Annotated in this window: 16 protein-coding genes; 4 read left to right on the forward strand and 12 right to left on the reverse strand. The window is 43.7% G+C overall.

Translation table 11 applies throughout. From position 1 onward, the window contains the following. Positions 1-2 precede the first annotated feature (2 nt). The 3 genes from R7D93_RS05550 to R7D93_RS05560 all read right to left on the reverse strand — a co-directional run bounded on the left by R7D93_RS05550 (position 3) and on the right by R7D93_RS05560 (position 7,056). A complete protein-coding gene (locus R7D93_RS05550) occupies positions 3-950 on the reverse strand; it encodes a hypothetical protein (protein WP_064368608.1) in 948 nt (315 codons plus the stop codon). A gap of 3 nt (positions 951-953) precedes the next feature. After that, on the reverse strand, positions 954-4,460 hold the full coding sequence (locus tag R7D93_RS05555; RefSeq protein WP_213868117.1) for a T6SS effector BTH_I2691 family protein: 3,507 nt from the start codon (positions 4,458-4,460) through the stop codon (positions 954-956). A gap of 262 nt (positions 4,461-4,722) precedes the next feature. Further along, positions 4,723-7,056, reverse strand: a complete 2,334-nt coding sequence (locus R7D93_RS05560; protein WP_213868118.1) for a YgiQ family radical SAM protein — start codon at positions 7,054-7,056, stop codon at positions 4,723-4,725. A 425-nt stretch (positions 7,057-7,481) separates the two neighbouring features. On the opposite strand from R7D93_RS05560, the gene R7D93_RS05565 reads away from it, so the two are divergent. The 3 genes from R7D93_RS05565 (at position 7,482) to R7D93_RS05575 (ending at position 11,088) form a co-directional block, all read left to right on the forward strand. Then, a complete protein-coding gene (locus tag R7D93_RS05565; protein ID WP_225495391.1) occupies positions 7,482-9,938 on the forward strand; it encodes an EAL domain-containing protein in 2,457 nt (818 codons plus the stop codon). Between the two features lie 86 nt (positions 9,939-10,024). Continuing rightward, the gene (locus R7D93_RS05570; RefSeq protein ID WP_005389354.1) at positions 10,025-10,735 is read left to right on the forward strand and encodes a hypothetical protein; all 711 of its coding nucleotides are present in this window, start codon (positions 10,025-10,027) and stop codon (positions 10,733-10,735) included. Between the two features lie 152 nt (positions 10,736-10,887). Next, positions 10,888-11,088: a DUF4250 domain-containing protein gene (locus tag R7D93_RS05575; RefSeq protein ID WP_005376762.1), complete on the forward strand. Its 201-nt coding sequence runs from the start codon at positions 10,888-10,890 to the stop codon at positions 11,086-11,088. Between the two features lie 21 nt (positions 11,089-11,109). Here the strand turns inward: R7D93_RS05575 and metR are convergent, their stop codons facing one another. Then, the gene (metR, locus tag R7D93_RS05580; RefSeq protein WP_005376763.1) at positions 11,110-12,021 is read right to left on the reverse strand and encodes an HTH-type transcriptional regulator MetR; all 912 of its coding nucleotides are present in this window, start codon (positions 12,019-12,021) and stop codon (positions 11,110-11,112) included. A 281-nt stretch (positions 12,022-12,302) separates the two neighbouring features. Between metR and metE the strand changes: the two genes are divergently transcribed. Beyond that, positions 12,303-14,585 carry a 5-methyltetrahydropteroyltriglutamate--homocysteine S-methyltransferase gene (metE, locus tag R7D93_RS05585; protein ID WP_213868120.1) on the forward strand — a complete coding sequence of 761 codons (2,283 nt, stop codon included), beginning with the start codon at positions 12,303-12,305 and terminating at the stop codon, positions 14,583-14,585. Between the two features lie 133 nt (positions 14,586-14,718). On the opposite strand, the gene R7D93_RS05590 is transcribed toward metE, so the two are convergent. The 8 genes from R7D93_RS05590 to R7D93_RS05625 form a co-directional block, all read right to left on the reverse strand. Next, entirely contained in the window at positions 14,719-15,111 is a 393-nt protein-coding gene (locus tag R7D93_RS05590; protein ID WP_005386726.1) for a GspS/AspS pilotin family protein, read from the reverse strand. Positions 15,112-15,114: 3 nt separating this feature from the next. Next, complete coding sequence (locus tag R7D93_RS05595) at positions 15,115-15,411, reverse strand: YciI family protein (RefSeq protein ID WP_005386727.1); 297 nt, start codon at positions 15,409-15,411, stop codon at positions 15,115-15,117. A gap of 115 nt (positions 15,412-15,526) precedes the next feature. Further along, positions 15,527-15,922 (reverse strand): acyl-CoA thioester hydrolase YciA, encoded by a 396-nt coding sequence (yciA, locus tag R7D93_RS05600; protein ID WP_005376768.1) that lies wholly within the window; start codon positions 15,920-15,922, stop codon positions 15,527-15,529. A 225-nt stretch (positions 15,923-16,147) separates the two neighbouring features. Next, positions 16,148-16,711, reverse strand: coding sequence for a septation protein A (locus R7D93_RS05605; protein WP_005386728.1), 564 nt, complete (start codon positions 16,709-16,711; stop codon positions 16,148-16,150). Between the two features lie 198 nt (positions 16,712-16,909). Then, on the reverse strand, positions 16,910-17,152 hold the full coding sequence (locus R7D93_RS05610) for a hypothetical protein (RefSeq protein ID WP_017634694.1): 243 nt from the start codon (positions 17,150-17,152) through the stop codon (positions 16,910-16,912). Positions 17,153-17,263: 111 nt separating this feature from the next. Continuing rightward, positions 17,264-19,804, reverse strand: a complete 2,541-nt coding sequence (locus R7D93_RS05615) for a hybrid sensor histidine kinase/response regulator (RefSeq protein WP_213868121.1) — start codon at positions 19,802-19,804, stop codon at positions 17,264-17,266. Next, entirely contained in the window at positions 19,797-20,981 is a 1,185-nt protein-coding gene (locus tag R7D93_RS05620) for an acyl-homoserine-lactone synthase (protein WP_005386744.1), read from the reverse strand. Before R7D93_RS05620 ends, R7D93_RS05615 begins: the two co-directional genes overlap by 8 nt. Positions 20,982-21,137: 156 nt before the next feature. After that, on the reverse strand, positions 21,138-22,397 hold the full coding sequence (locus R7D93_RS05625; RefSeq protein WP_005376774.1) for a dicarboxylate/amino acid:cation symporter: 1,260 nt from the start codon (positions 22,395-22,397) through the stop codon (positions 21,138-21,140). Between the last annotated feature and the right edge of the window lie 102 nt (positions 22,398-22,499).

The raw sequence follows: 22,499 nt of genomic DNA on the forward strand, positions 1-22,499 counted from the left end.
GGTTACTCCTTGGTTGTATTCAGTTCTGCTTTGCGCTGGTCGATTTCCGCTTCGCTTAGCCATAAGTCACCACGCAAGTATTTTAGTTCGGGTAATGTGGCATTCTTATTTCTCAGGCTATCTACTTCGCTTAGTAGATATTTAGTTCCTCTTACTGGAATATCTTGAAGTTTTTCGTACATTAGGCCTGTATTGAAAAGCTGTTTAATGTTGTTTTCTTCAGAGCATTCGATGTTCCACTTGTTAACTAACAACTTCAACAAGTAATCCACTTCTGATTCAGTTTTGCAAAATATATAACTTCGACCACGAGTTTGGTTTCGACTGACTTCTTTATGCTCAATGTCAAAGAAATAGCAGTCGTCAAATTTGTGATAAATCACAATGAGTTTTCGCTGTTTGTTGTATTGAGCAAACAATGAGTCTTTGCGAAGCCCCACTCGTACTTCAGTTTCTTCTTCAGGTTGGCGCTTCAGCATGCGAAATGAAACTAAAATAAATCCACCAGCACCGACTAGAGCCATTGGTCCTACTGCGATTACCATAAATACGCAGACTACTGCTCCAAACCAACCCATCACTTGCGCTGCTGAGTTCACCCAAGTAGGGAGATCACGTCTCTTTCTCAAGACCATGCCTTGCTCGGATATGGTGTAGTCATAACGATTGTCTAAACCAAATGTAAGATAAGAAACACCGGACATGATTATCGTTAAGCCTGATAATATGTAGGTCAAGAGCATCTGACTACTATCGTGCAGAAAGTAGGTAAGGAAAAATAATGGGCTGACTGCGGCTATAGCAATTGATAAGTATAAGTATCGAAAAGGCTCTTCAATATCGTGCTTGTGCCAGGTTGTGAGCTCTTTCCCTTTTAGAATTTGTTGCTCTTGTTCTTCTTGATAAGCCGAAAACTCGTCTGGCGTGATGTAAAAAGGTAAATAAGCCAAGGGTTACTCCTGTAAGCTAAGTTCACTAGTATCTGAAGTTAATGAACTTCTGATCGTTGCTTGTTTAGTATTGTCTGAAATCGCCGTATAAGTTGCACGCTGTTTTGCATTATTTTGGAACCAGTACTTACGGCTTAATTCGTTTTCATCATCGAGGATGTATTCTATCTCAAATGCTAGATAGTCAGTTGAGTCTTTCATAGGTAAACTCAATTTATACACGCTTTGAGAGTTTGTGGAGTTCATCGGGCTATTCAAGGTTTCTAGATCTACTCCGGTGTACCAAGTTCCTGATATCAATTCTCCCTTAGTTACAGAAGTATTTGTCCGAAGTTTAATTCCATCTCTTGCTATTTTGGTAGGAACTTGGATATGCAACGCAATACCAAACAGCTCCTGCATTGCTGATGGGTATTGCGTTGATGAATTGGGAACAACCCGCATCATTGGCACTTGGTAGATTGATGGTTTATTTATGATGGTTTGTAAATCAAATAGTGCCTTTTGTACTAATGAAGAGTTGTGTTTTTCTCGTTCTAACAGATCTGGAGACTGACTCCATTGTGCTCTGGCGGAATTATATCCCCACGGTAATTTATCTAACCATTTTTGAAAATCGTCTTGTTTGAACTTGCTCATTACATAGTTGCTCAAAAGGTAAATTGCAGTTAGCCCCATAATGACAAACATGATTGGCCCACCGAAAAGAACGTTTGCTGACCATACGCCAGTTATTCCTCCTACAGCTTGAAAGGTCCCTACTGCTGTAAGTCCAACTAAAGAAGAAAAGTTGAAGTATCCCGCAATTTTTGCAGTGCCATTCAAACTATCAAGTTGTTGTAACGACCGGTAAGCTTCTATCCCTGAAGCTAAAGCACCTATTATTCCTGTTACCGCAAGCCATTTGTTGAAAATTTTAAGATCACTCAAAGAAGAAATAGGTATTGTGGTATCACGTTTCGCCATTTCTTTTAGGGCAGATAAAGAACGTGCTCGTAGCGTTTTATCTACTCTTACGTTGTCCCAAAGTTTACCGGTGCGAATACCCGTCCAAGCGTTGACTGTATAAAAAAGCTTTTGTTGGATATCCAAAAATTCATCTGAGGACATTAATCCAGTGTCTTGAATACTGCTCATGGCATCACCAAGCGCGATGCAGTTAAATACTAATGCCATAAAGCCTAGACCACCGGCATTCTCGAACAGTTTATTCAAATCATCGAGCTTATTCATAGCGATCCCAGTTCTAAGCTCGACGGTTCTTTGCGGTAGATCATCGGGTAATTCAATATACTGTGGGTACTCCAATGTAGCCACAGCGAGTGCCTTCTTAATTCTCTTTTTATTTTTTAAAGCTGTTGTGTATTTAGAGTCAGCTTTGCGGTTGTTTTTCTGGAAGTCAGCAATGACCGCATCGTTTTTCTTGAGCTCACTTAGGTAATCATTTACGCGTGTTTTCCATTTTTCAAAATCGCGAGCGTAGCTTTCATTTACAGTCACCGGCATATTGTGTGCCATATGCTCTGCAATAACGGCAAACAAATAATAGCTCTGACGGTTCAGAGGTTTAGCTAAAACAGGCATCAGTAAAATCGATGCTTGTGAAGTCATGCTAACGCCAAACTCTACAACGCCTTTTGCAAGTGCACCTATTGCAGATTTAAAGATAATGTCCAGCTCTTGGAAACCTTTGGCGATATCCTTGAGAAAGTCCGTTTCCGCAGTGTTTGGGTTGGAAACAAAATCCATGATCTTAGAGTACATGCTCACACGGTTGCTGGTAGCCGAGATCCGGTCCATCAACTGATTATCAGCATCAGAATTTTCTGAGGTGATCGACTGTTCATTCTGCGCCTCAGTAATATTCTTCTCCATCACTTTAAATAAGCTTCGGCTAAACCCAGAGGCATAGAGAGCAAGTAAACTGGTTGGTTTCTCCCATTGGCTTTCAGCCCATTGGCGGTCTTCTTCTTGTATCACCAAAGTAAATGACTCAACCGCTTGCTTGTGTAGTTGATACAAGCTGTACTGCGTGTCTTCGCTGTATAGGTCGAAGGTTCTTTCGAGATGATGCGGCGTTAAGGACTCCATTACTGCGATAAAGTCGCGTTTGACCGAAACCACTTGGGCTAGCATGGTTTCTTTTTGTTCTGACAGCTCTTGCATCTCGCTCAGCATTTGCTTCCAGTTGAGTTGCTTGCGCCAGCGTTCAGTCGCTATCCATTGCTCGTATTTACCAAATCGGTTTGCTGAAATGCCATATTTTTTCTGTATGGCCTCTGCTATTTCTGAAGTGGATTTTTGGTAATCATCGATAGCTTGCTGGGAAAATGAAGACGGCATTCCTTTGATGATAGCTGCTTGAGATTCACTGGTAAGGTCAACCATTGTTGAGTTGTCATAGTAATCCGCCATGTCCATATAGAATTCAAGCTCTTGGTTTTTGCGCTTTACTCCTGTAGGCATGTCTATATTGTCACTTGCACCAAACATGCACAGCTGCATGGCGGTCTGCATCAAGTTCCACTGGTTTGAAAACTGGTCAGTGAAAAGGCGGTAAGGGCTTGCGGCACCAACAAAATGCAGTGACATATCTTGAATGTCTGCGGCGTAATCTTTTATTGCGACGAAGTATCCTGATTCTTCTTCTGGAATCGCAGAGGTTAAATCGCTTTCGACTGCGACAGGTTTAAAGACAGAACCATCTTCATCTGCTTTGGTGGCGATGCCAGAATCCGCAAAGCGACCATCATCGACGGCAGAAGTTTCAATATCAGCGACTTGGGTTAACTTATCTATTGGTGCAATGTTGTGCTGATTCTCGTTTGAGGACAGAACAATGGTTTGCATGCGATCGATATGATTACTCGGATTGTTAAGTACGCGCATGAACGTGTGCCATGTCCAGCGGTGCTCAGAGAAGCAAATCGATAGTACGCTTCCGTTGACGTAAGTAAGGAAGGGCTTTGCATCTTGTGGTGTCCCACGCTGCTCTGATTTTGGGCTTTCTGATTCTCCCAACTTATAGAGCGTGAATTGCGTTCCTTTGATTTCGTATTCGTCTAAGCTTTTGTTGATTGCATCATAGACATACAGCCAACCGTCGCGCAGTTGACGCAGGGTGTAACCAACGGTATTGAGTTTGGCTGGGCCTTGGCCTTTCCATTCTTCAGGCAAACCAAAAGGTTGTGTCTCTTCTGTTTCTAGCTGATCGATGGCATAGCGGACTGGGATAAAGTGCGCAGGTGATGCTTCCGTTGCTTCTTTCTCAGTTTTTAAATTGAGAGGCTCTGGTTCAGACGGCGGTGGCGGATCGATTTTTTTTGTTTCTCCCTCCCAAAACATACTGCGCTCTGGGGGTGAGCCAGCAAGATCATCGGATTCCGTGGTTGGAACGATATTTAGCGATTTCAGTGTACCATCGCTTTCAAATGCCTGAACGGCCTCCTCATAGGTATAGCTGTTGTCATACCAGAACATAGAAGTTTTTGGGGGAAGTGGATTATTCATCGTTAGCCCATGTTTAAGAGTTTTACTCTGTTACGCAAATATCGCACCAAAATAAAGCAATTAAAAATCAATGAGTTAGATTTTTATGGTTTGGCGTCAATCAAATAATTGTTTGTTTTTCCAATAAGTTGGTTGGTGTTTACCATTTTTTGTATTGATTGAATCAAAGTTTGAGTTGTGAGTGATGCCTCAGTGAGCCGACAAAACAAAAGGGCTCCAGAGTTACCTCTGGAGCCCTTTCTAGTATCTAAGTGCTAAAGAGTTAGCGACGCTTTGGTTTACGTTGACCAGTTGGTTTGCCTTGTGCTTGTGGGCGACCTTGGCCTTGCGGCTTGCTACCTGCCGGGCGGTTTGCACCGTTGCCGCTAGGACGTTGGCCGTTGCTTGCAGGGCGTTGACCACCTGTAGCTTTACCCGAACCGTTACGGTTGCCAGATGGTTTACCATCTTTTGAACCGCCTTCAGAGCGTTTGTTCAAATGACCACCGAAGCCTGGTTGGTTTTTGGTATGTTTGGTTGCAAAGCGGTTTGCCCCGTGACGACCAGATTTACGACGTTGCGCAGGTGTTTGTGCTTCAATGTCTTCTGCAGGAACGAGACAGCCTTGTTTGTCACCAATCAAATGTTTTTTACCCATACTGACTAGGGCTTCACGGATCATTGGCCAGTTTGCTGGATCGTGATAACGCAACAGCGCTTTATGCAGGCGACGTTGACGTTCACCTTTTGCTACAGGTACATCTTCACGTTTTTTGTACTTCACGCGTTTCAGAGGGTTTGTCTCTGAGTAGTACATCGACGTTGCGTTACACATTGGCGAAGGGTAGAAGTTTTGTACTTGGTCACATTCGAAGTTGTTCTTTTTCAGCCACAGAGCAAGGTTCAGCATGTCTTCGTCTTCTGTGCCTGGGTGCGCAGAGATAAAATAAGGGATTAAGTACTGCTTCTTGCCTGCTTCTGCACTGTATTTCTCGAACATCTCTTTAAAGCGATCGTACGTACCCATGCCTGGCTTCATCATTAGATCAAGAGGACCTTTCTCTGTATGTTCCGGTGCAATCTTCAAGTAACCGCCTACGTGGTGAGTCACGAGCTCTTTCACGTATTCTGGTGATTCAATCGCAAGGTCGTAACGTACGCCAGATGCAACCATCACTTTCTTCACGCCTTCAACTTTACGCGCTTCGCGGTATAAATCGATCGTGTGTTTGTGGTCTGTGTTTAGCTTGTTACAGATGCCCGGGAATACACAAGAAGGACGACGACAGTTCGCTTCCGCTTTTGGATCTTTACAGCCCAGGCGGTACATGTTTGCAGTCGGGCCACCAAGATCGGAAATTGTGCCGGTAAAGCCTGGAACTTTGTCGCGAATTTCTTCAATCTCGTTGATGATAGACTCTTTCGAACGGTTTTGAATGATTCGACCTTCATGCTCGGTAATCGAACAGAAAGAACAGCCACCAAAGCAACCACGCATGATGTTTACAGACGTCTTGATCATGTCGTACGCAGGAATTTTTGCTTTCCCGTACATAGGGTGAGGGACACGCGCGTAAGGCAGGCCAAACACAAAGTCCATCTCTTCGGTCGTCAATGGAATTGGAGCTTGGTTTACCCAAAGTTCACGATCACCATGGCTTTGAAGTAACGCTCGACCAGAGTACGGGTTCGTTTCTAAATGCAGTACACGACTTGCATGCGCATAAAGAATGCGATCGTTTCTTAGCTTTTCAAACGAAGGTAAACGGACCGCAGTCGTCGCAGCATCGTGGCGTGATGGGCGAATTGTGATTGGTTGTGCAACTGGCTCGTCTTTTTTAGTTTCACACTGAGTTTCTACTTCGTATGGGTTCTTTGGTACGAACGCTTCTTTACGAGGTTTTTCAATGCGAGAAGAATCAATAACCGTGTAGCCTTCTGGCGCCGCTGGCAAGTTCACGGCAGTACCACGAATATTGGTCATGGTGCTGATGTCTTCGCCGTTTGCGATGCGATGTGCTACTTCGACAAGTGCGCGCTCTGCGTTACCAAAAAGTAGGATGTCTGCTTTTGCATCAAACAGTACAGAACGGCGAACTTTATCTGACCAGTAATCGTAGTGCGCCACACGGCGTAGGCTAGCTTCGATACCACCTAAAACAATAGGTACTTCTTTGTATGCCTCACGACAACGCTGAGAGTAAACCAAAGTCGCGCGGTCTGGGCGTTTACCACCTTCGTTATTCGGTGTGTACGCGTCATCGTGACGAAGCTTTTTATCCGCGGTGTAACGGTTGATCATGGAGTCCATGTTACCCGCAGTGATCCCGAAGAACAGATTTGGCTTACCAAGTTGCATGAACTCATCTTTATTTTGCCATTCTGGTTGAGCAATGATACCGACACGGAAACCTTGTGCTTCTAGCAGGCGGCCAATGATAGCCATACCAAAGCTTGGGTGATCCACATAAGCGTCACCGGTTACAATGATAATGTCACAGCTATCCCATCCTAGGGCATCCATTTCTTTGCGACTGGTCGGCAAGAAAGGTGCCGTACCAAAACACTCTGCCCAGTATTTTTTGTACTCATGAATAGGAGTGATGTTATTGGTCATATTTTGCTCTCTGTTCCAGGGAGCGCGAATTATAGCGATTTGATTATCAGGTATCTATAACAAACTCATCTATTCCAGCTTAGTTCATCGAGTTTTATTTGGTTTGTAAAAATATCAATGCTCTATCGGCGATTTTCTGTCTAATTTCACCTTGAAAGCCTCATGGTTATAGATCGGTTCATGAAAAATGTCGCAATCTTAATACAAAGTATAAGCAATGGTGTGCTTATATGGGGTAAAGCCTATAATCAAATTAGTGCATATTAAATGCAAAAGGCTGAGCTGCTCTGGAAATAGTTCTAAGTCGATAGGCTTATCGTTGACACAATCCATCTATAAAGAGGATCGGCAGGTCCCAACTGGAATGTCGCGAATTGACTGTGAATTTTGAGCCTTGGGCTAATTACAAAAAAAGGGGCTAGGGTATGAGTGAATCTACGACAACAGTGCATCCAAAAATGCAAACGACTTCCAGTCTAACTCCTGTTATAGAGTGGTCTTACGATATTGATACTCGCGAGTTCGAATGTGATCAGCAAGGAATGGCAAAGGCATTTGGGATAAGTACGCCAGTAACCAGCCTAAATAACTTGTTTGATCATATGCTGATGGGGCAACAAGAAACGCTAAAACAACGAATTCTAGAAGTGGAACTCTTTGGCGGACGGGGGCGGTTTTCTTGTTGCATGATGCTAAAAAACGTTAACTTAGTGCACGTTACTATTAGTTTTGAAAGGCTCAATAAGCGCATTATCCAAGGCACTATCATTCCACAATTAACAATCACTGGTTGCGAGGAGTTAGCGACAATCCTCGAAACGATTTTTGATTTGCCGAATGTGGGCGTTTTAGTTGCCGATGAAGATACGCGCATCTTAGGTTGTAACCGTGCCTTTGAGTTACAAATGGGCTATCAAAACCGAGATCTGGTTGGGCTTAAAACTCATATTTTCAGTACCTCTCACCATAGCCAAGCGTTTTATGATCAGCTGTGGCAGCAAATTAATGGTGAAGGATGTTGGTGTGGTAACTTGCTGAGCAAAACAGCAAACGGTAGCAACCAAGCTCATCATCTTTGTATTTACCGACTTACGTTTCATTCTGGACGAATTCTTTATCTCGGATTTTCTACGGATATTTCTGCTTCGTTGTTGTGGATGAAAAATCGTTGTGAACAACAGCATGATTGGGCTGCCTTTTTACCAACGAGGAAAGAATTTGAACTCCAATTAGCTACCTTAGCGAATGAAAGCAGAAATAAAGAACTCAACATTGTTATGACACTCAGACCCAAGTTTTCGGAGAGATACTTGCTTGAACAGCAATTAGGTTTTGCAGATTTTATTATGCGAAGTCGCTACATCAGTATTGCGGGGCAGTTATCTCGGGACGTGTTTGTCGTATGCTTGCAGACCCCTCATTGTCAATGGTTGAGCCCGGTTCGTTTGATCCAAATTGCCATGAAAGGATTCTTTAATGAGCTTAGAAATGAAATGGGCACAAAAATGCATGCCACTATCGTTAAAGGCCAAACTGGTGTGTCAATCCTTGGCTATGATACGAACCGACCAAGACAAGCGCTAGCACATGCAGCGCAAGCGATGTTGTCCTCTATTTCCGGTGAAGGCAGCTATTTCAACTTTTACGACAGTGAACTTCACTCTGAATTAGTGAAGCGCCAACATCTCGAGGCGTTTTTGGAGGCGCAAATAGAGAGTGGACTAGTGGACGTTTACTTTCAACCGATTATCGACGTTCAAACCGGAAGAGTGGTTAAGTTCGAGGCCCTCGCACGCTTCTATGATGAAAATGATGCGTATTGTACGCAGAAGATGATCGCTATTATTGAAGATCTAGAACTCATAGCGGCACTTGATGATGTGGTCTGTCAAGCTGCGTTGAAGCACTTTCCGCGCTTACAAGAAATTTATGGCGAGGAAGTGGGCGTGACCATCAATCGCTCCCTCAATACGAAATTGGATTCTCTTCAGATCCTTCAGCGGTCGCATGATTTGATTAAAGCCAGTGGTGTAGACCCTAAGCGAGTAACTATCGAGCTAACAGAAACCGCGTATTTTGAACAAGATGAGGAGCATACTCGAGCTCTAGAGGAAGTGCGGAAAGAGGGCATTGAGATCGCGATTGATGACTTCGGTACTGGGTATTCTTCTTTTTCTTATCTAGAAAAAGGGCAGTTTGATTTACTGAAAATAGACCGAAAATTCATCAAGAACATTCATAAAGGGAGCACCAGCTATAACATTGTGAAAATGGTCACCGAGCTTGCACAGCAAATGAATGTAAAAGTGGTTGCTGAAGGCGTGGAATCTAAGCAAGAACTTCAAGTATTGGCAGAAATCGGTGTCGATTACATGCAGGGCTTTCTATTTTCTGCTGCCGTGCCTGTCGATTTGATGGATAAAGCGAACAGTTATGGGCATCTGTTCTCTGACATCGCGATTGAGTCTAAGCAAAGTGATGTGTTGCAATCTGTGAGCCATGAACAAGTCAGGTCTATGGACCCTGGAGAACCGCTCTCCTTGGCAGTGGAGTACATGAATTTGAATCCAAGCTCGCCTTTAGTTGTTCTCAATGAAAATCGTTGTGTTGGGTTAATTACGAAAGAGACGGTGAATTTACACCTAACGCCCTCGATGGGCACAGAGCGAGAAACTGAACGAGAAAGCCGAATTTGGAAACGTCCTGTTAATCAGATAATGAGCACCGATTTTGTGTTGGTTGATGAGGATTTACCTGTCTCTGTTATTCGAGAGTTGGTTAAAACCGGCATTCGTTTCCCTTGGGTACTGTGTAATACCAAAGAAGAGTACCGTGGAGTTTTAACGCAGGAAGACGCGTTGAAGTATCTTGCCTCTCTGTGAATAAAATTGTCTTACCGTTTTAGCTCATTTGGGGGCCGACTTTCGGTGGTTTGGCGATAGTTGATTTGATATTATCGCCCCCCAAAATGACTTTTGAGCGTGCATTCAACATGATTCAACAATTGCTGGTTACTTTCCCTCCGATGCTATTTGGCGCACAAGCGCTACTGACTTTGCTTCTAATAAAGGGCGATATTTGTCCTGGTCAGCGAGGACGTCTTCATAAAATGTTGCCAGCAGTAGCTGTATTGTGGCTCGCTGTTGCGTCACTTCGCATTGAAGCATTTATGATCGTGTTTGCTATTTTCTACTTCTATTCTCAGGTTCAAACCAAGAAAACGCGTGAGAAAGGGCCACTATGGGCGATGCATTTAGCGAATGGTTTGGCCTTTGCGTATGTGAGTATTCAAGTATTTGAGCAATCAAGCTGGCCAGCATCGATAGCGATGGCGCTAATGATATTTTTCCTTGGGGCGTCATTTTCTCAATTGCTGCTTACGATAGCTCGCAGCAGATTACAGGCATTTCACCGTATTTTACCAGTTACGGGCATTGTGTCTGGAATGCTATTAGTCATCGCAACGTTGTTTGCTTCTTACCAGTTAAATGAAGCCACACTAAACGCTGCGACACAGCCGATCTTGCTGTCTTTAGCTATGCTAATTTCTTCAATTATTGTGTGGTGTTGGCATATTTTTACGCATAAGAAACCAGAAAAGGTGCAACTGAGCGTTGCCTTGCTTCTAGCACTCGCGTCGATGACGAGCCTGCAAGGTTTATTCTCTCTCGCGGCTTAACCTCTATTCTAAAGACAAAGCTAGACAGCTTATATCCAAGTGCTTTCTTGGTGCTTGGGTATAAGGTGATCACGTTTTAGATCGCACTCACTTTAAATTCGCGTGATTACTACTACGCTTGTTTATATACCTTGTCGAAGAGGAGAGTCGCGATGGATTTAAGCAATGTAGGTAATCTGGACAGCACTATTTTGCTAGGTATCGTCAACGAAAAGCTACGTTTAGAGTGCGACAGTTTTGACGAGTTAGTATCAGTGTATGAGATGGATGTAGAGTCTGTAGTCGGCAAGCTTGATATGCTCGGTTATCAGTACGATCCATTGACTAACCAATTTAAAGCATATCAACGCTAAGCCTTTCATAATCCAAATCTTTTAAGCCACCTTGATTCCGTCAAGGTGGCTTTTACATTGTAGCCTCGCGGTTGCGAAAAAAGCTTGTAAGTAACGCTTCTCTTTCTCTGAGTGACGCGTTGCTGCAAACAAGCGACGCCATAAGCCTTGGCCGAAAGGTTTACTGGTAATAAGACCTTGGCGAGAAAATTCAGAAATCGCCCAATTGGGTAGTGCGGCCACCCCCAATCCAGCAGAGACCATCTGAACTAACATGAGAGTGTTGTCGGCTTGCTTCCATTTCGCAGGTTCTATTCCTGCTGGCTGAAGAAAGTGTTTTACGACGTCTAGCCTTTGTTTTTGAACAGGATAAGAGAGCATGGTTTGATCTGCGAGATCTTGCGGATCAATAATTTCTTTTTCCGCCAATGGGTGGTTGGTTGCGGTAATTAAACGCATTTCAAAGTCGAATAGAGGCTCGTAGTGGACTTCGGATCGAGGTTGGATATCGGAAGTAATAACAAGATCGAGTTCGCCTGCCAATAGAGCTGGGAGTGGTTCAAAGCCAAAACCAGAGGAAAAGTCCAATGTTACGCTTGGCCAAGCAAGTTGGTACTCCCTAAGTGCAGGCATTAGCCATTGGAAGCAAGAGTGACATTCAATGGCCATATGTAATCGGCCATTGACGTCCTCTTTCAAGCTCGCTAAATCATTTTCTGCTCTTGCGAGTTTCGGAAGGATATCTTCTGCAAGACGCAATAGGATTTCTCCCTCTGAAGTGAACTTCACCGGACGAGTCTTTCTCAGGAACAGTTGCCCTCCAATTCGCGCCTCCAAATCTTTGATCTGATGAGACAGTGCCGACTGAGTGAGATGCAAAGCGGTCGCTGTCGCCGTTAGAGAGCCAGTGTCTCGAAGCGAAGTGAGTGTCCGCAAATGTTTTAGCTCTATCATGAATTCCTTTCATCCTTTGTTGCTCGCTATGAACAGAATAGCAATCGTGTAAATAACTTAACGACAAAAAATGGATATGTAAACGTCTAGACGTCTATTTGTTGTTTTTATTTGCGAATCATGTCGCTTCATGATGAATTTTTTTAATAAACAAGTTGAATAAATGGACGTTGTTCTAATATCAGATGAGAGCGATAGTTTAGCCATCCAGACATCTTATTCTTTACCGAAAGATGCTCTGATCCAAACAAATTGAACAAAATTGAGAAAGGAATAGGGACATGGCGACAACGACTCACATACTAGGTTATCCACGCATTGGTGAAAAAAGAGAATTAAAATTCGCTCAGGAGAAATACTGGCGAGGAGAAATTGATCAAGCTGAGCTTAAAAAGGTTGGGGCAGATCTACGCGCCAAAAACTGGCAAACACAAACGGATGCTGGTCTGAGTTTTGCCACCGCTGGCGACTTCGCTTGGTACGATCATGTACTGACGACCACGTTGCTATTGGGTCATGTGCCAAAGCGTCACGCTGATGGTTTCCCTAACCTGGATACGTTGTTCAAAGTGGGTCGCGGTCAATCTCAGGCGGGTTGCAGCTGTGCGGGCGCTGCGGCATCGGATATGACCAAATGGTTCAACACAAACTACCATTACATTGTCCCTGAATTCAGCAAGGACGATACGTTTGAAGTGAGCTGGCCGCAACTGTTTGAAGAAGTCAACGAAGCGCTTCAAGCTGGCCACCAAGTGAAGCCTGTTTTGCTTGGGCCAGTCAGTTACCTTTACTTGGGCAAAGAGGTCGAAGAAGGGTTTGACCGCTTAACCCTGCTACCACGCTTACTTACTGCTTACCAAGCTATTTTGGCAAAGCTAGCAAGTCAAGGTGTTGAGTGGGTTCAGATTGATGAGCCAATTTTGTCACTGGAGCTAGAAAGCAAATGGGCTGATTCGTTTAAGCTAGCCTACCAAGTGATTCGAAGCGATGTAAAAGTGCTGCTAACGACGTACTTTGACTCCGTAAGCGATACGCTAGACAAAATTGTAGAGCTACCGGTGGATGGTTTGCATATCGATTTATCTGCCGTCCCTCGGCAGCTTGACGATGTGGTTGCCAAGTTACCGGAGGGGTGGGTGCTTTCTGCCGGCGTTGTGAATGGTCGTAACGTGTGGCGTTCAGATTTAAGTGCCCAACTCGAGCGTCTACAGCCAGTCAAAGAGAAACTGGGCGACAAACTTTGGGTTGCCAGTTCATGTTCTCTGCTACATAGCCCTGTTGATTTAGCACTGGAAACAGAACTGAGCGAAGAAGTAAAAAGTTGGTTTGCCTTTGCAAAACAAAAAGTGGCAGAAGTCGCCTTGCTTGGCCGAGCGCTCGATGGTGACCAAAATGCGATTCTCGCTTGTGATACCTATAGCCAGCCAATCAAAGCGCGCAAGACAGCAACACATGTGAATAAACCTCAAGTACAAGCGCGTTTAAACAACATTACCGCGTCACTTGCCGAGCGCAGCGCACCTTATGCAGAGCGTGCTGCGCATCAAGCTGAAGTATTGGGCTTGCCTTTGTTGCCAACAACGACAATCGGCTCTTTTCCTCAAACGGGTGAAATCCGGGTGCAGCGCAGCGCTTATCGTACAGGTCAATTATCTGAGTCTGAATATATCCAAGCACTTAAAGGACATATTGCTGACGCAGTAAAACGTCAAGAGGCGCTCGACCTAGATGTGCTTGTTCATGGTGAAGCAGAGCGTAACGACATGGTGGAATACTTCGCTGAGAACTTGGCGGGTTTTCAAACGACCAAATTTGGTTGGGTACAGAGTTATGGTTCTCGCTGTGTGAAACCTGCCATTGTAGTTGCTGACATTGAACGTGAAAAACCGATCACGGTTGAATGGTCGACGTATGCCCAGTCGCTAACCAGCAAACAGATGAAAGGCATGTTGACTGGACCAGTAACGATTTTATGTTGGACGTTCCCACGTGAAGACATCACGCGTCAAGAAATTGCGCAGCAACTTGCTTTGGCACTGCGTGATGAGGTGTCTGACCTGCAAGATGCAGGCATCAATATCATTCAAATTGACGAGCCAGCCATTCGAGAAGGTTTACCACTCAAAAAACGCGATCACAAAGCGTACTTAGAATGGGCCGTAAATGCGTTTAAGGTTTCTGCGGCAAGTGCAAAACCAGAAACTCAGATTCACACTCATATGTGTTACAGCGAGTTCAATGAAATCATTGATTCGGTTGCGGCACTCGATGCGGACGTCATTACCATTGAAACATCTCGCTCAAATATGGAGCTGCTGAAAGCATTTGAAGAGTTCAATTACCCGAACGAAATTGGCCCTGGTGTTTATGACATTCACTCACCAAACATTCCTACGGAAGAATGGATTGAAGGTTTAATCAAGAAAGCGGCAGAAAAAATTCCGGCTCAACGTTTGTGGGTAAACCCAGATTGTGGTCTGAAAACACGAAACTGGAAGGAGACAGAAGCGGCATTGGCGAATCTGGTTTCAGCGGCGAAGAAGCTCCGTGCTGAGCTGGCGTAACACGTCGTTACAGCAAATAAAAACGGAGACTGTGGTCTCCGTTTTTCTATTCTTAATTGTTAACTTTCGTTTTCAGATTATCCAATAATAGCGAATCATCGTCTCGTGCCGAAAGCAACAAAAATTACTGTAGCTACTTCACCTGAGTACAAGTCTGTGCGGAAACCAACTCATCTGCCATCAACTGACCGCGAGAATTACGTACCTTAATACGATACATCAAGCCCATATCAATTTGCTTGCGAACTTCTGGGTTGCTGCAGTAGGTATAGATACTGGTATTCAGTACTTGATTTAACGGCTTTGCACCGAGTGCGCCATCGTTATAAATCATCATCATCTCTACAACATTTTTGTTGGATGAGACACGCATTATTTGCAGTGGACCGTACTCTAAAGGGAGGCCCGCAGACAAGACTCCTGCTCGGTTTGATGCCATAAGCTCAAGTTGGCGCTGATTATCATCGGTTGATGAACAGCCAGCCAGAGCACCAAATACCAAGAAAAGACACAGTAATTTTTTCATAAATTAAAACACTTTTTTGAACGGTTTCACGATAACATGATCGTAAACACCAGCCGCTACGTAAGGATCGGCTTCTGCCCACGCTTTAGCATCCTCTAGAGAGGCGAATTCAGCGATGACAGTTGAGCCCGTAAATCCAGCTTCACCAGGATTGTCAGAATCTATCGCAGGCATCGGACCAGCTGTAAGAAGGCGACCTTCGTCTTGTAGCTTTTGTAAGCGATCCAAGTGTTGTGGGCGAACGCTCATGCGTTTTTCCAACGAGTTCTCAACGTCCTGTGAAAAGATGACATACCACATAGCATAGTTCCTTAATTGGTAGGGTAAAGTGTTAATTTAACGCCTTTTTTGTGTCTCTCACAAGTGAACAACAGAAAATGTGAGATCCTTTCTAACTGTTAGCGTTGTAGGTTGACTAATTCTGAACCGGACGTGGTTTACCTTCACTGTCAATGGCTACGTAGTTGAAGGTCGCATCACAAACCATGAAGCGTTCGCCAACACCGTGAGCTTTGACGGGTTTGACCCATACTTCCAAATCGACACTCATGGATGTGCGGCCGATCTTAGTGCATTCGCCGTAGCAGCATACGACATCGCCCACACCAACAGGTTTTTTGAACGTAATGCTTGATACCGAAACGGTGACAACGCGACCACAAGAGATCTCTTTTGCCAGAATCGCGCCCGCTAAGTCGAGCTGAGACATTATCCAACCGCCAAAAATATCGCCATTGGCGTTTGTATCTGCAGGCATTGCAAGGGTACGAAGCAGCATTTGACCTTTCGGAGAGCTAATTTCTTGACTCATTGTGACATCCTAAATCTTAAAGGCGCTCAAACTAAGCGCCAACATAGTAAATACCTAGAACCAAAGGTCCTTAAAAAACCGCAGATACCGGACCAGAGAAAGTTGGTTTACAGCAGCAAGAATGGTCTGAAAACGGTACGTTGTTTGAGCGGTTTACTGATACATGGAGCAAAACAGCGACCCTAAGGTCGCTGTGAAGTCGCGGATTATAGCAAAACTGAGTTTTTAATCATCAGTGGACACATCGGATGAGTTATTTTTTTGTTCTTTTGGCATGTGTTTATAAATGTAAAAGCCAGTCGCAATCATGTAGGCAAATGTCGCGATCAACATTCCAAATACTTTGAAGTTAACCCAAACATCCAACGGCAATTCGTAAGCAATATAAATGTTTAGGCCAGCGAAGAATGAGAAGAAGCCAACCCAAGCCCAGTTAATCTTTGCCCAAACAGCGTCAGGTAACGTAATTTCCTTGCCTAGCATACCTTTGATGGCTGATTTTCCCAATGCGTGGCTCACTGCTAAGCCAATCGCCAGAATCGCGTAAATGATGGTGACTTTCCACTTTATAAAATTGTCGTCGTGGAAGAAAAGGGTCATGCCGCCGAAGATAGTGACGATAACAAATGTTATTAGCTGTATCTTTTCGACTTTCTTATACAGCGCGTAGGTGACGACAAGTTGAATGGCTGTTGCTACGATCAGTGCACCTGTCGCCACGTAGATGTCGTACAGCTTGTATAAAGCGAAGAAAACGATGAGTGGTATAAAGTCTAGGATCTGCTTCATGATGGCAAAATCTACCTAATTATTGAATTGAAGACAGTCTAACGGAATCTGACAAGATGTGAATACTGAGGAAGTTAAGGTAAGAATAGTAACGCTTAGTATATCGTACAGCCCGCAAGCTTCTTCCATGTCGAAACAGCAAATGGAAGGAATAAAAATTGCCGCGTGAAGCGGCAATAGAGTTGAGAGTTTTAAACCTTAAGCCACACGTTGATATTGGGAAATAAGCGTTTTTACATCTTCTAAATAGCCTTCCCGCAGTAAGTTATCGACCGTTGCTTCTAGCTCTTCGAGAGACATCGTGAAGCAAGTGGATTTACCAGTCATCAGGGTCAGATATTGATGATACTCTTCTTCTGTATAGTGGCCTAAGCGATCAAGTAACAGTGTTTTGATTCCATGATGAATCAAGCCGTAGTATGTATGTCGATGAAGTAACATGGCGATCTCCTTATCAAGCTCATACGCTACTCATTTGCAGCCTGCTTGACCTTCTGGATAATTCGATTTACTCCAATAATGCACATCTAGTGCCAATTCTATATTTGCAAATTAAAAAGTGTTGGAAGGTGCAAAATTCTCGTTCTGTAACCATCTTTGGATGACGACTTGAAGTGCATTTAACGTGGTGGGCTTTTCGAGCCTGTCATCCATGAGTGTCGAAATTAGCTCCAACTCTCTAGCTCCAGACTCACCAGATAAGGCAATGATTGGAACGGAGGATGTGATTTGCTTAATCCGTTGGCTGGCGTCAAATCCATTCATTACCGGCATTTGGACATCCATAAGAACGAGATCAATCTTGTGAGAGTGGAAGAGTTCTACCGCAGAGGCTCCATTATTTGCTTGTAAGCTGTTGACTCCCAATCTTTTTAAATACATCTGTACCAAGGTGCGTTGCACCTCTTTGTCATCTACAATGAGCACTGTTGGTGCATCTTTACATACTTGTACGTGTTGAGCTGAATGATTTTCAGAATGTGATGCAGTTGCTTTCCAGCTATCAAAGTCCGGTGCTCTTAATGTCTCTGGTTTTGGTGCGTTTGGTACGACTGGGAAATACAAGTAGAATTCTGTGAACTCGTTCAATTCAGACTGGCACTCTATTCGTCCTCCGAAGGAGCGCATAACACGTTGGCAATAGCCCAAACCTAAGCCACTGCCTCCGCTTTTTTGATACGAGAAAAAGTCATCAAATATCTTGTGTAAGATACTGCTATCTATACCTGGCCCACTATCTCGGAAGATCAGAATGTTTTCGTAAGCCCCCGTCTGGGTACGAATCTCAATTTGACTGTCGGGATAAGAATCAAAATAGTAGATAGCGTTACGAATCAAATTGAAAATGACAAAGTTAAACAGGGTCTCATTTAACTTCGCGACAAAATCGTGTGCCTGTGGCAGGTTAATTCTCTCTATTATTTGATCGTTTTCAAAACCATAACGGCTTACTGCTTGGTCGATGGCTTTATGTATGGAAGTGAGAGCTAAAGGCTCATGCTCTGGTGAGCTGTCACTAACTTCTCGTAAAATAATATCGATAAGTTGTCGACCGCGTTGTATAGCGGCTTCACCTTTATCAATTTCTCTTTTTAGCGTATCCAGTGAAGCGTTTGACTCTATATGCTGTTTTAAAGCTTCAAATTGTAATTGTACTTGAGCGAGAGGGTTACGCATTTCATGTGCAATGGAGTTAGCCAGCGCACGGCTTTGGCGTACCTTTCTATCGGCTTCAATGGTGCTCTGGATGCGAACTAATAACGTTTGCAGAGCTGAGATTTCTTCATTAGAAAACAGCTTATTATCTATTTTATGTGAAGAAATTAGTAAGTGAGTAACAGACTTTCCACGACCGAAGAGAGGCATAACGAGCGCAGTATTGCTTGAGCGCATGCGCTCGTAGAGCTTTCTCATCGACCCTTTAGAAGAGGAGGCATAATCAATTTCTTCAGACAACTCATCTAGCACGAGAACTGACTTGCTTGACGGCAGGTACTCTTCGTAAAACGTTTCTGTGTAATTGCTAGTGACTAGCTGCAGCTTGTTGTTTGGTATGTTAAGTAACGATGCCAACTGATGCATAGCATCATCTATTGAGCGTTTAAACTCTTCCTCTAACCCAAGGATTTGCTGAACGGGAGTGTGTCGTTTCCCATAAATAAAATACGAAGCGTAACGACTGACTCGCTTAAAAAGCAAGTGCCAAGTGATACCGATAAGCGCACATAAAGGTACCGCAACAAGCCATTGGTTATCTTCAGAGATAGGAATAAATATCGCCCCTAGCGGCAGAACAAAAATGGCGCAGACTAAGAGCGCGCTTACCGTTAAGTACGTGAGATATTTAGCGCTGTAGAAGCGAGAGGTAAGTAGGGCATAGCCCACAAACAACATTTCGCTGATTGAAAGTGCTGGTGGTAACCAAGTTAGGGAGAAGTCGCCAAGGAAATACGTCATTCCAAGGTGTATCACTGCCGTAGATAACATGAATACCAAAATGCCAGCTATCATATAGTTGCTTTTTGCTAGCGTGAGCTTGCTGCTGTTCGCGCGCATGGCAATCAAGTTAAGCAGCGTTAGTACCACGAAAGCTAGCAAACTAATGAAAAAATATGAGGTATGTGAGCCAAATTCAATGACGAACTGGCTTGGACCACTAATGGTGACATTTTCGACAGTAAGATTCGGCACTAAGTTGATGTACAGTGAATACGTTGCTAGTGCGACAAAGACGACTTTTTGCCAGACTTTGACCGCTGTTTTTTTAACATCTGCGGTTAACTGGCAAGAAAAATAGAATGCAAACGCAAAGGCGAAAAAAGACGCTAAGTTCGCTAACTTAGCCATAAAGATGCCACCAACAGAGCCTAATTCTGGCAATAAATCGGTATGGAAATAGGCGTTGCTGCTTATCCAAACAATGATACAGCTGGAATAAGCGATGTAAGGCGCGTGATGCGAGCCTAAGATTGATTCACTCTTCTGTTTTAGGCGATAGCAGTAATACAGTAGCCAAGCGAATACTATTAGTACAGTCGCGTACAATGCCATTGCTTTTGGGTAAAAGAGACCGTGCAAATGAACATCAAGCATGCTCATTCACCTTTTTATCCATTCTTTTTGTTCGTACGCAATGTTTGTAGTCGCGAAATTGTATGTCTTGAAATGCTTCAACCATCATACCTAAATTCCAGAAACCGCGGTATGTCTTGGTACCGTCACCGTTAATGTCGCGGTATCCTGAGTGAAAGTAGGCACTTAAATCAATAGATTGATAGAAATTTAACATAAATACTTGCTCAATAATGGTAAAGCCGAGCTTATAGCCTGTTTTATAAAGCTCACTCATCATTGTTTTTTGCGCCAGATACAAAAAATACAGCTTTTGTTGGATGTTGCCTCCCACCGTAAGGCGCAGCACTTCGCAAACCGCTTCAGTGTTCTTTACACGAGATTGAAACTGAGCATCAAACTCAATAAGAGTGTGCTCATGAGTTAGAGCACGACACTCCAAAATACCCAGTTGATTGAGAACACTGTACCCATGATTAGGAAAGCAAAACTGCCATTGTTCGTTACTAAACTGTGGTGAGTAACTAAGCCAGTTATTTCGTTGATGCCAGCTTTGCACTAAAGCGGAGGAGACCATGATTGGTGAAGATGACGATTTGAGCAAGAGGGCAAAGTGCTGCCCTTTTTGCGAGAGTGATAAAAGAGGCAAGATTTCAAACCATTGTTCAGTTTGGACGAAAAGCTCAAGATTACTCAGTGTGATCGCTTCGGAAATCGGCATTAACGCTGCATGATTTGGCAGCATTACCTCAAGATCGCAATCTGCGATATCTTCAATTAACACGCTAGTATAGCTGTGGTCGTCAAACGGAAGCGGAGTAGGAATCGCAGCTTCGTTTGAAGGATATTTTTGCTTGATTGCTTCGATCTCGCATTGACACCAGAAAACCATCCAATGCGGGTAACAATCTGCGGCAAGTTGTTCAAGTAAACGAATCTCTTTGGAGAAACCTGTCGGATACTGTTGCACTAAATCTCGATAATCCATTAACTCAAATAGTGCAGAAAGACTTTTTGATGCGTGTTTAGGAAAGAGAGATTTAAGCAGTTTTATTCGATACAGAGCAACCTGTTGAAAAAGAGCATCTCGTTTTTGTTTCGTTAGGGTAAGAATAACTGAGTCAACCAGGGCCTGCTGCTTTGATTCGATCGGCAAATTTATTTTGGTGAGATATTCCAAAGATTGCTCAAGACTCATGATATAACCTAGCTCTAACGTTTTGTTATATTTTGTAATGGCTTATATCATTTTGAAAAATTTATGCCATCGGTTTCTATTTGTATAGTTACGTAATGCAAGAAAAGACAAAAAAACCGCTCATTATGAGCGGTTTTTGGTCTATTCAAGAAAGGGTTAGGCTTCTTGCTTTTTTAGCTCAGCTTCTGCCGTTTCTTCTTCAATTAGCGCATCAACGATAACTGCACATGCAGCATCACCTGTGATGTTTAGTGCTGTACGAATCATATCGAAAATACGGTCAAGAGCGAATAGCAGCGGTAGACCTTCAATTGGAATACCAGCGGCAAGAAGCACGGCAACCACTAGGAAAGAAGGGCCAGGAACACCTGCTTGACCAACCGCACCCAATGTAGACGTTACGATAATTGCAATGTAAGCGCCCATGCCTAGATCGATATTGAACAGTTGAGCAAAGAAGATAGCAACCAAGCCATAGTAAATCGCATTACCTGACATGTTGATCGTTGCGCCTAGAGGCAGAACAAATGATGCAGTTGAATTTTTTACGCCCAGCTCTTTTTCACAGGTGTCCATTGTGACAGGCAGTGTTGCCATAGAAGACGCTGTTGAAAGTGCAACTGCTTGCGGTTTCTTCATTGAAGACAGGAATTTCTTCGCAGATGTCTTCGTGAAAACATGCACCATTGCTGGGTAAACAACGAAACCGAAGATTAGGATGGCGGCAACGTAAACAACGAACAGTTTAAACACCACCATTAGCGCACCAAAACCAAACGTACCGACGGCTTCTGCCATCAGACCAAATACACCGATAGGTGCAATGATCATTACTTTGTTGATCATCCAAACCATTGCGTCAACGATGCAGTTGACACCATTGATGATTGGTTCACGACGCTCTTTTGCTTGCTTAGAAATCGCAATACCAAAGAACATACAGAAAACGAGGATCTGTAGGATGTTTGCTTCATTTAGTGATTGGAAAACGTTGGTTGGGATCATACCAGTGATGGTTGCCCAGAAAGTCGGTAGTTCACCTTTTGAAGCGTATTCTGCTGAGAACATGCCTTCAACGCCAGAGACGTCGATACCCATGCCTGGTTGGAATACTTCACCCATAAATAGTGCAAGCGCAACGGCTAGGGCGGATGTTAAACCAAAATAACCTAGAGTGACGATACCAACTTTACCTGCTGACTGGCTGTTCCCAAGACCAGCGGCGCCAGAAATCAAGGCTACAGCAACCAAAGGAATAACCAACATTTTGATTAAGTTGATAAAGATAGCACCTAAAGGAGCGAACACTGTCGCATCATGACCCATCATGGCACCAACGGCTGTGCCCACGATCATGGCGATTACGACTTGTACGCCAATGTTGTTTAGCAAACTCTTTTCTTTTAACACTTCCATAACCTCTGTGCTAATAAAATGTAAAATCCTAAAATTACCCACTAACCATAAATGGATTTACGGATAATTATCTCGCCTTGCTTTTTACACTTATCGTTTACA

Source organism: Vibrio sp. YT-15 (genome assembly GCF_033337445.1).
GTDB lineage: Bacteria > Pseudomonadota > Gammaproteobacteria > Enterobacterales > Vibrionaceae > Vibrio > Vibrio alginolyticus.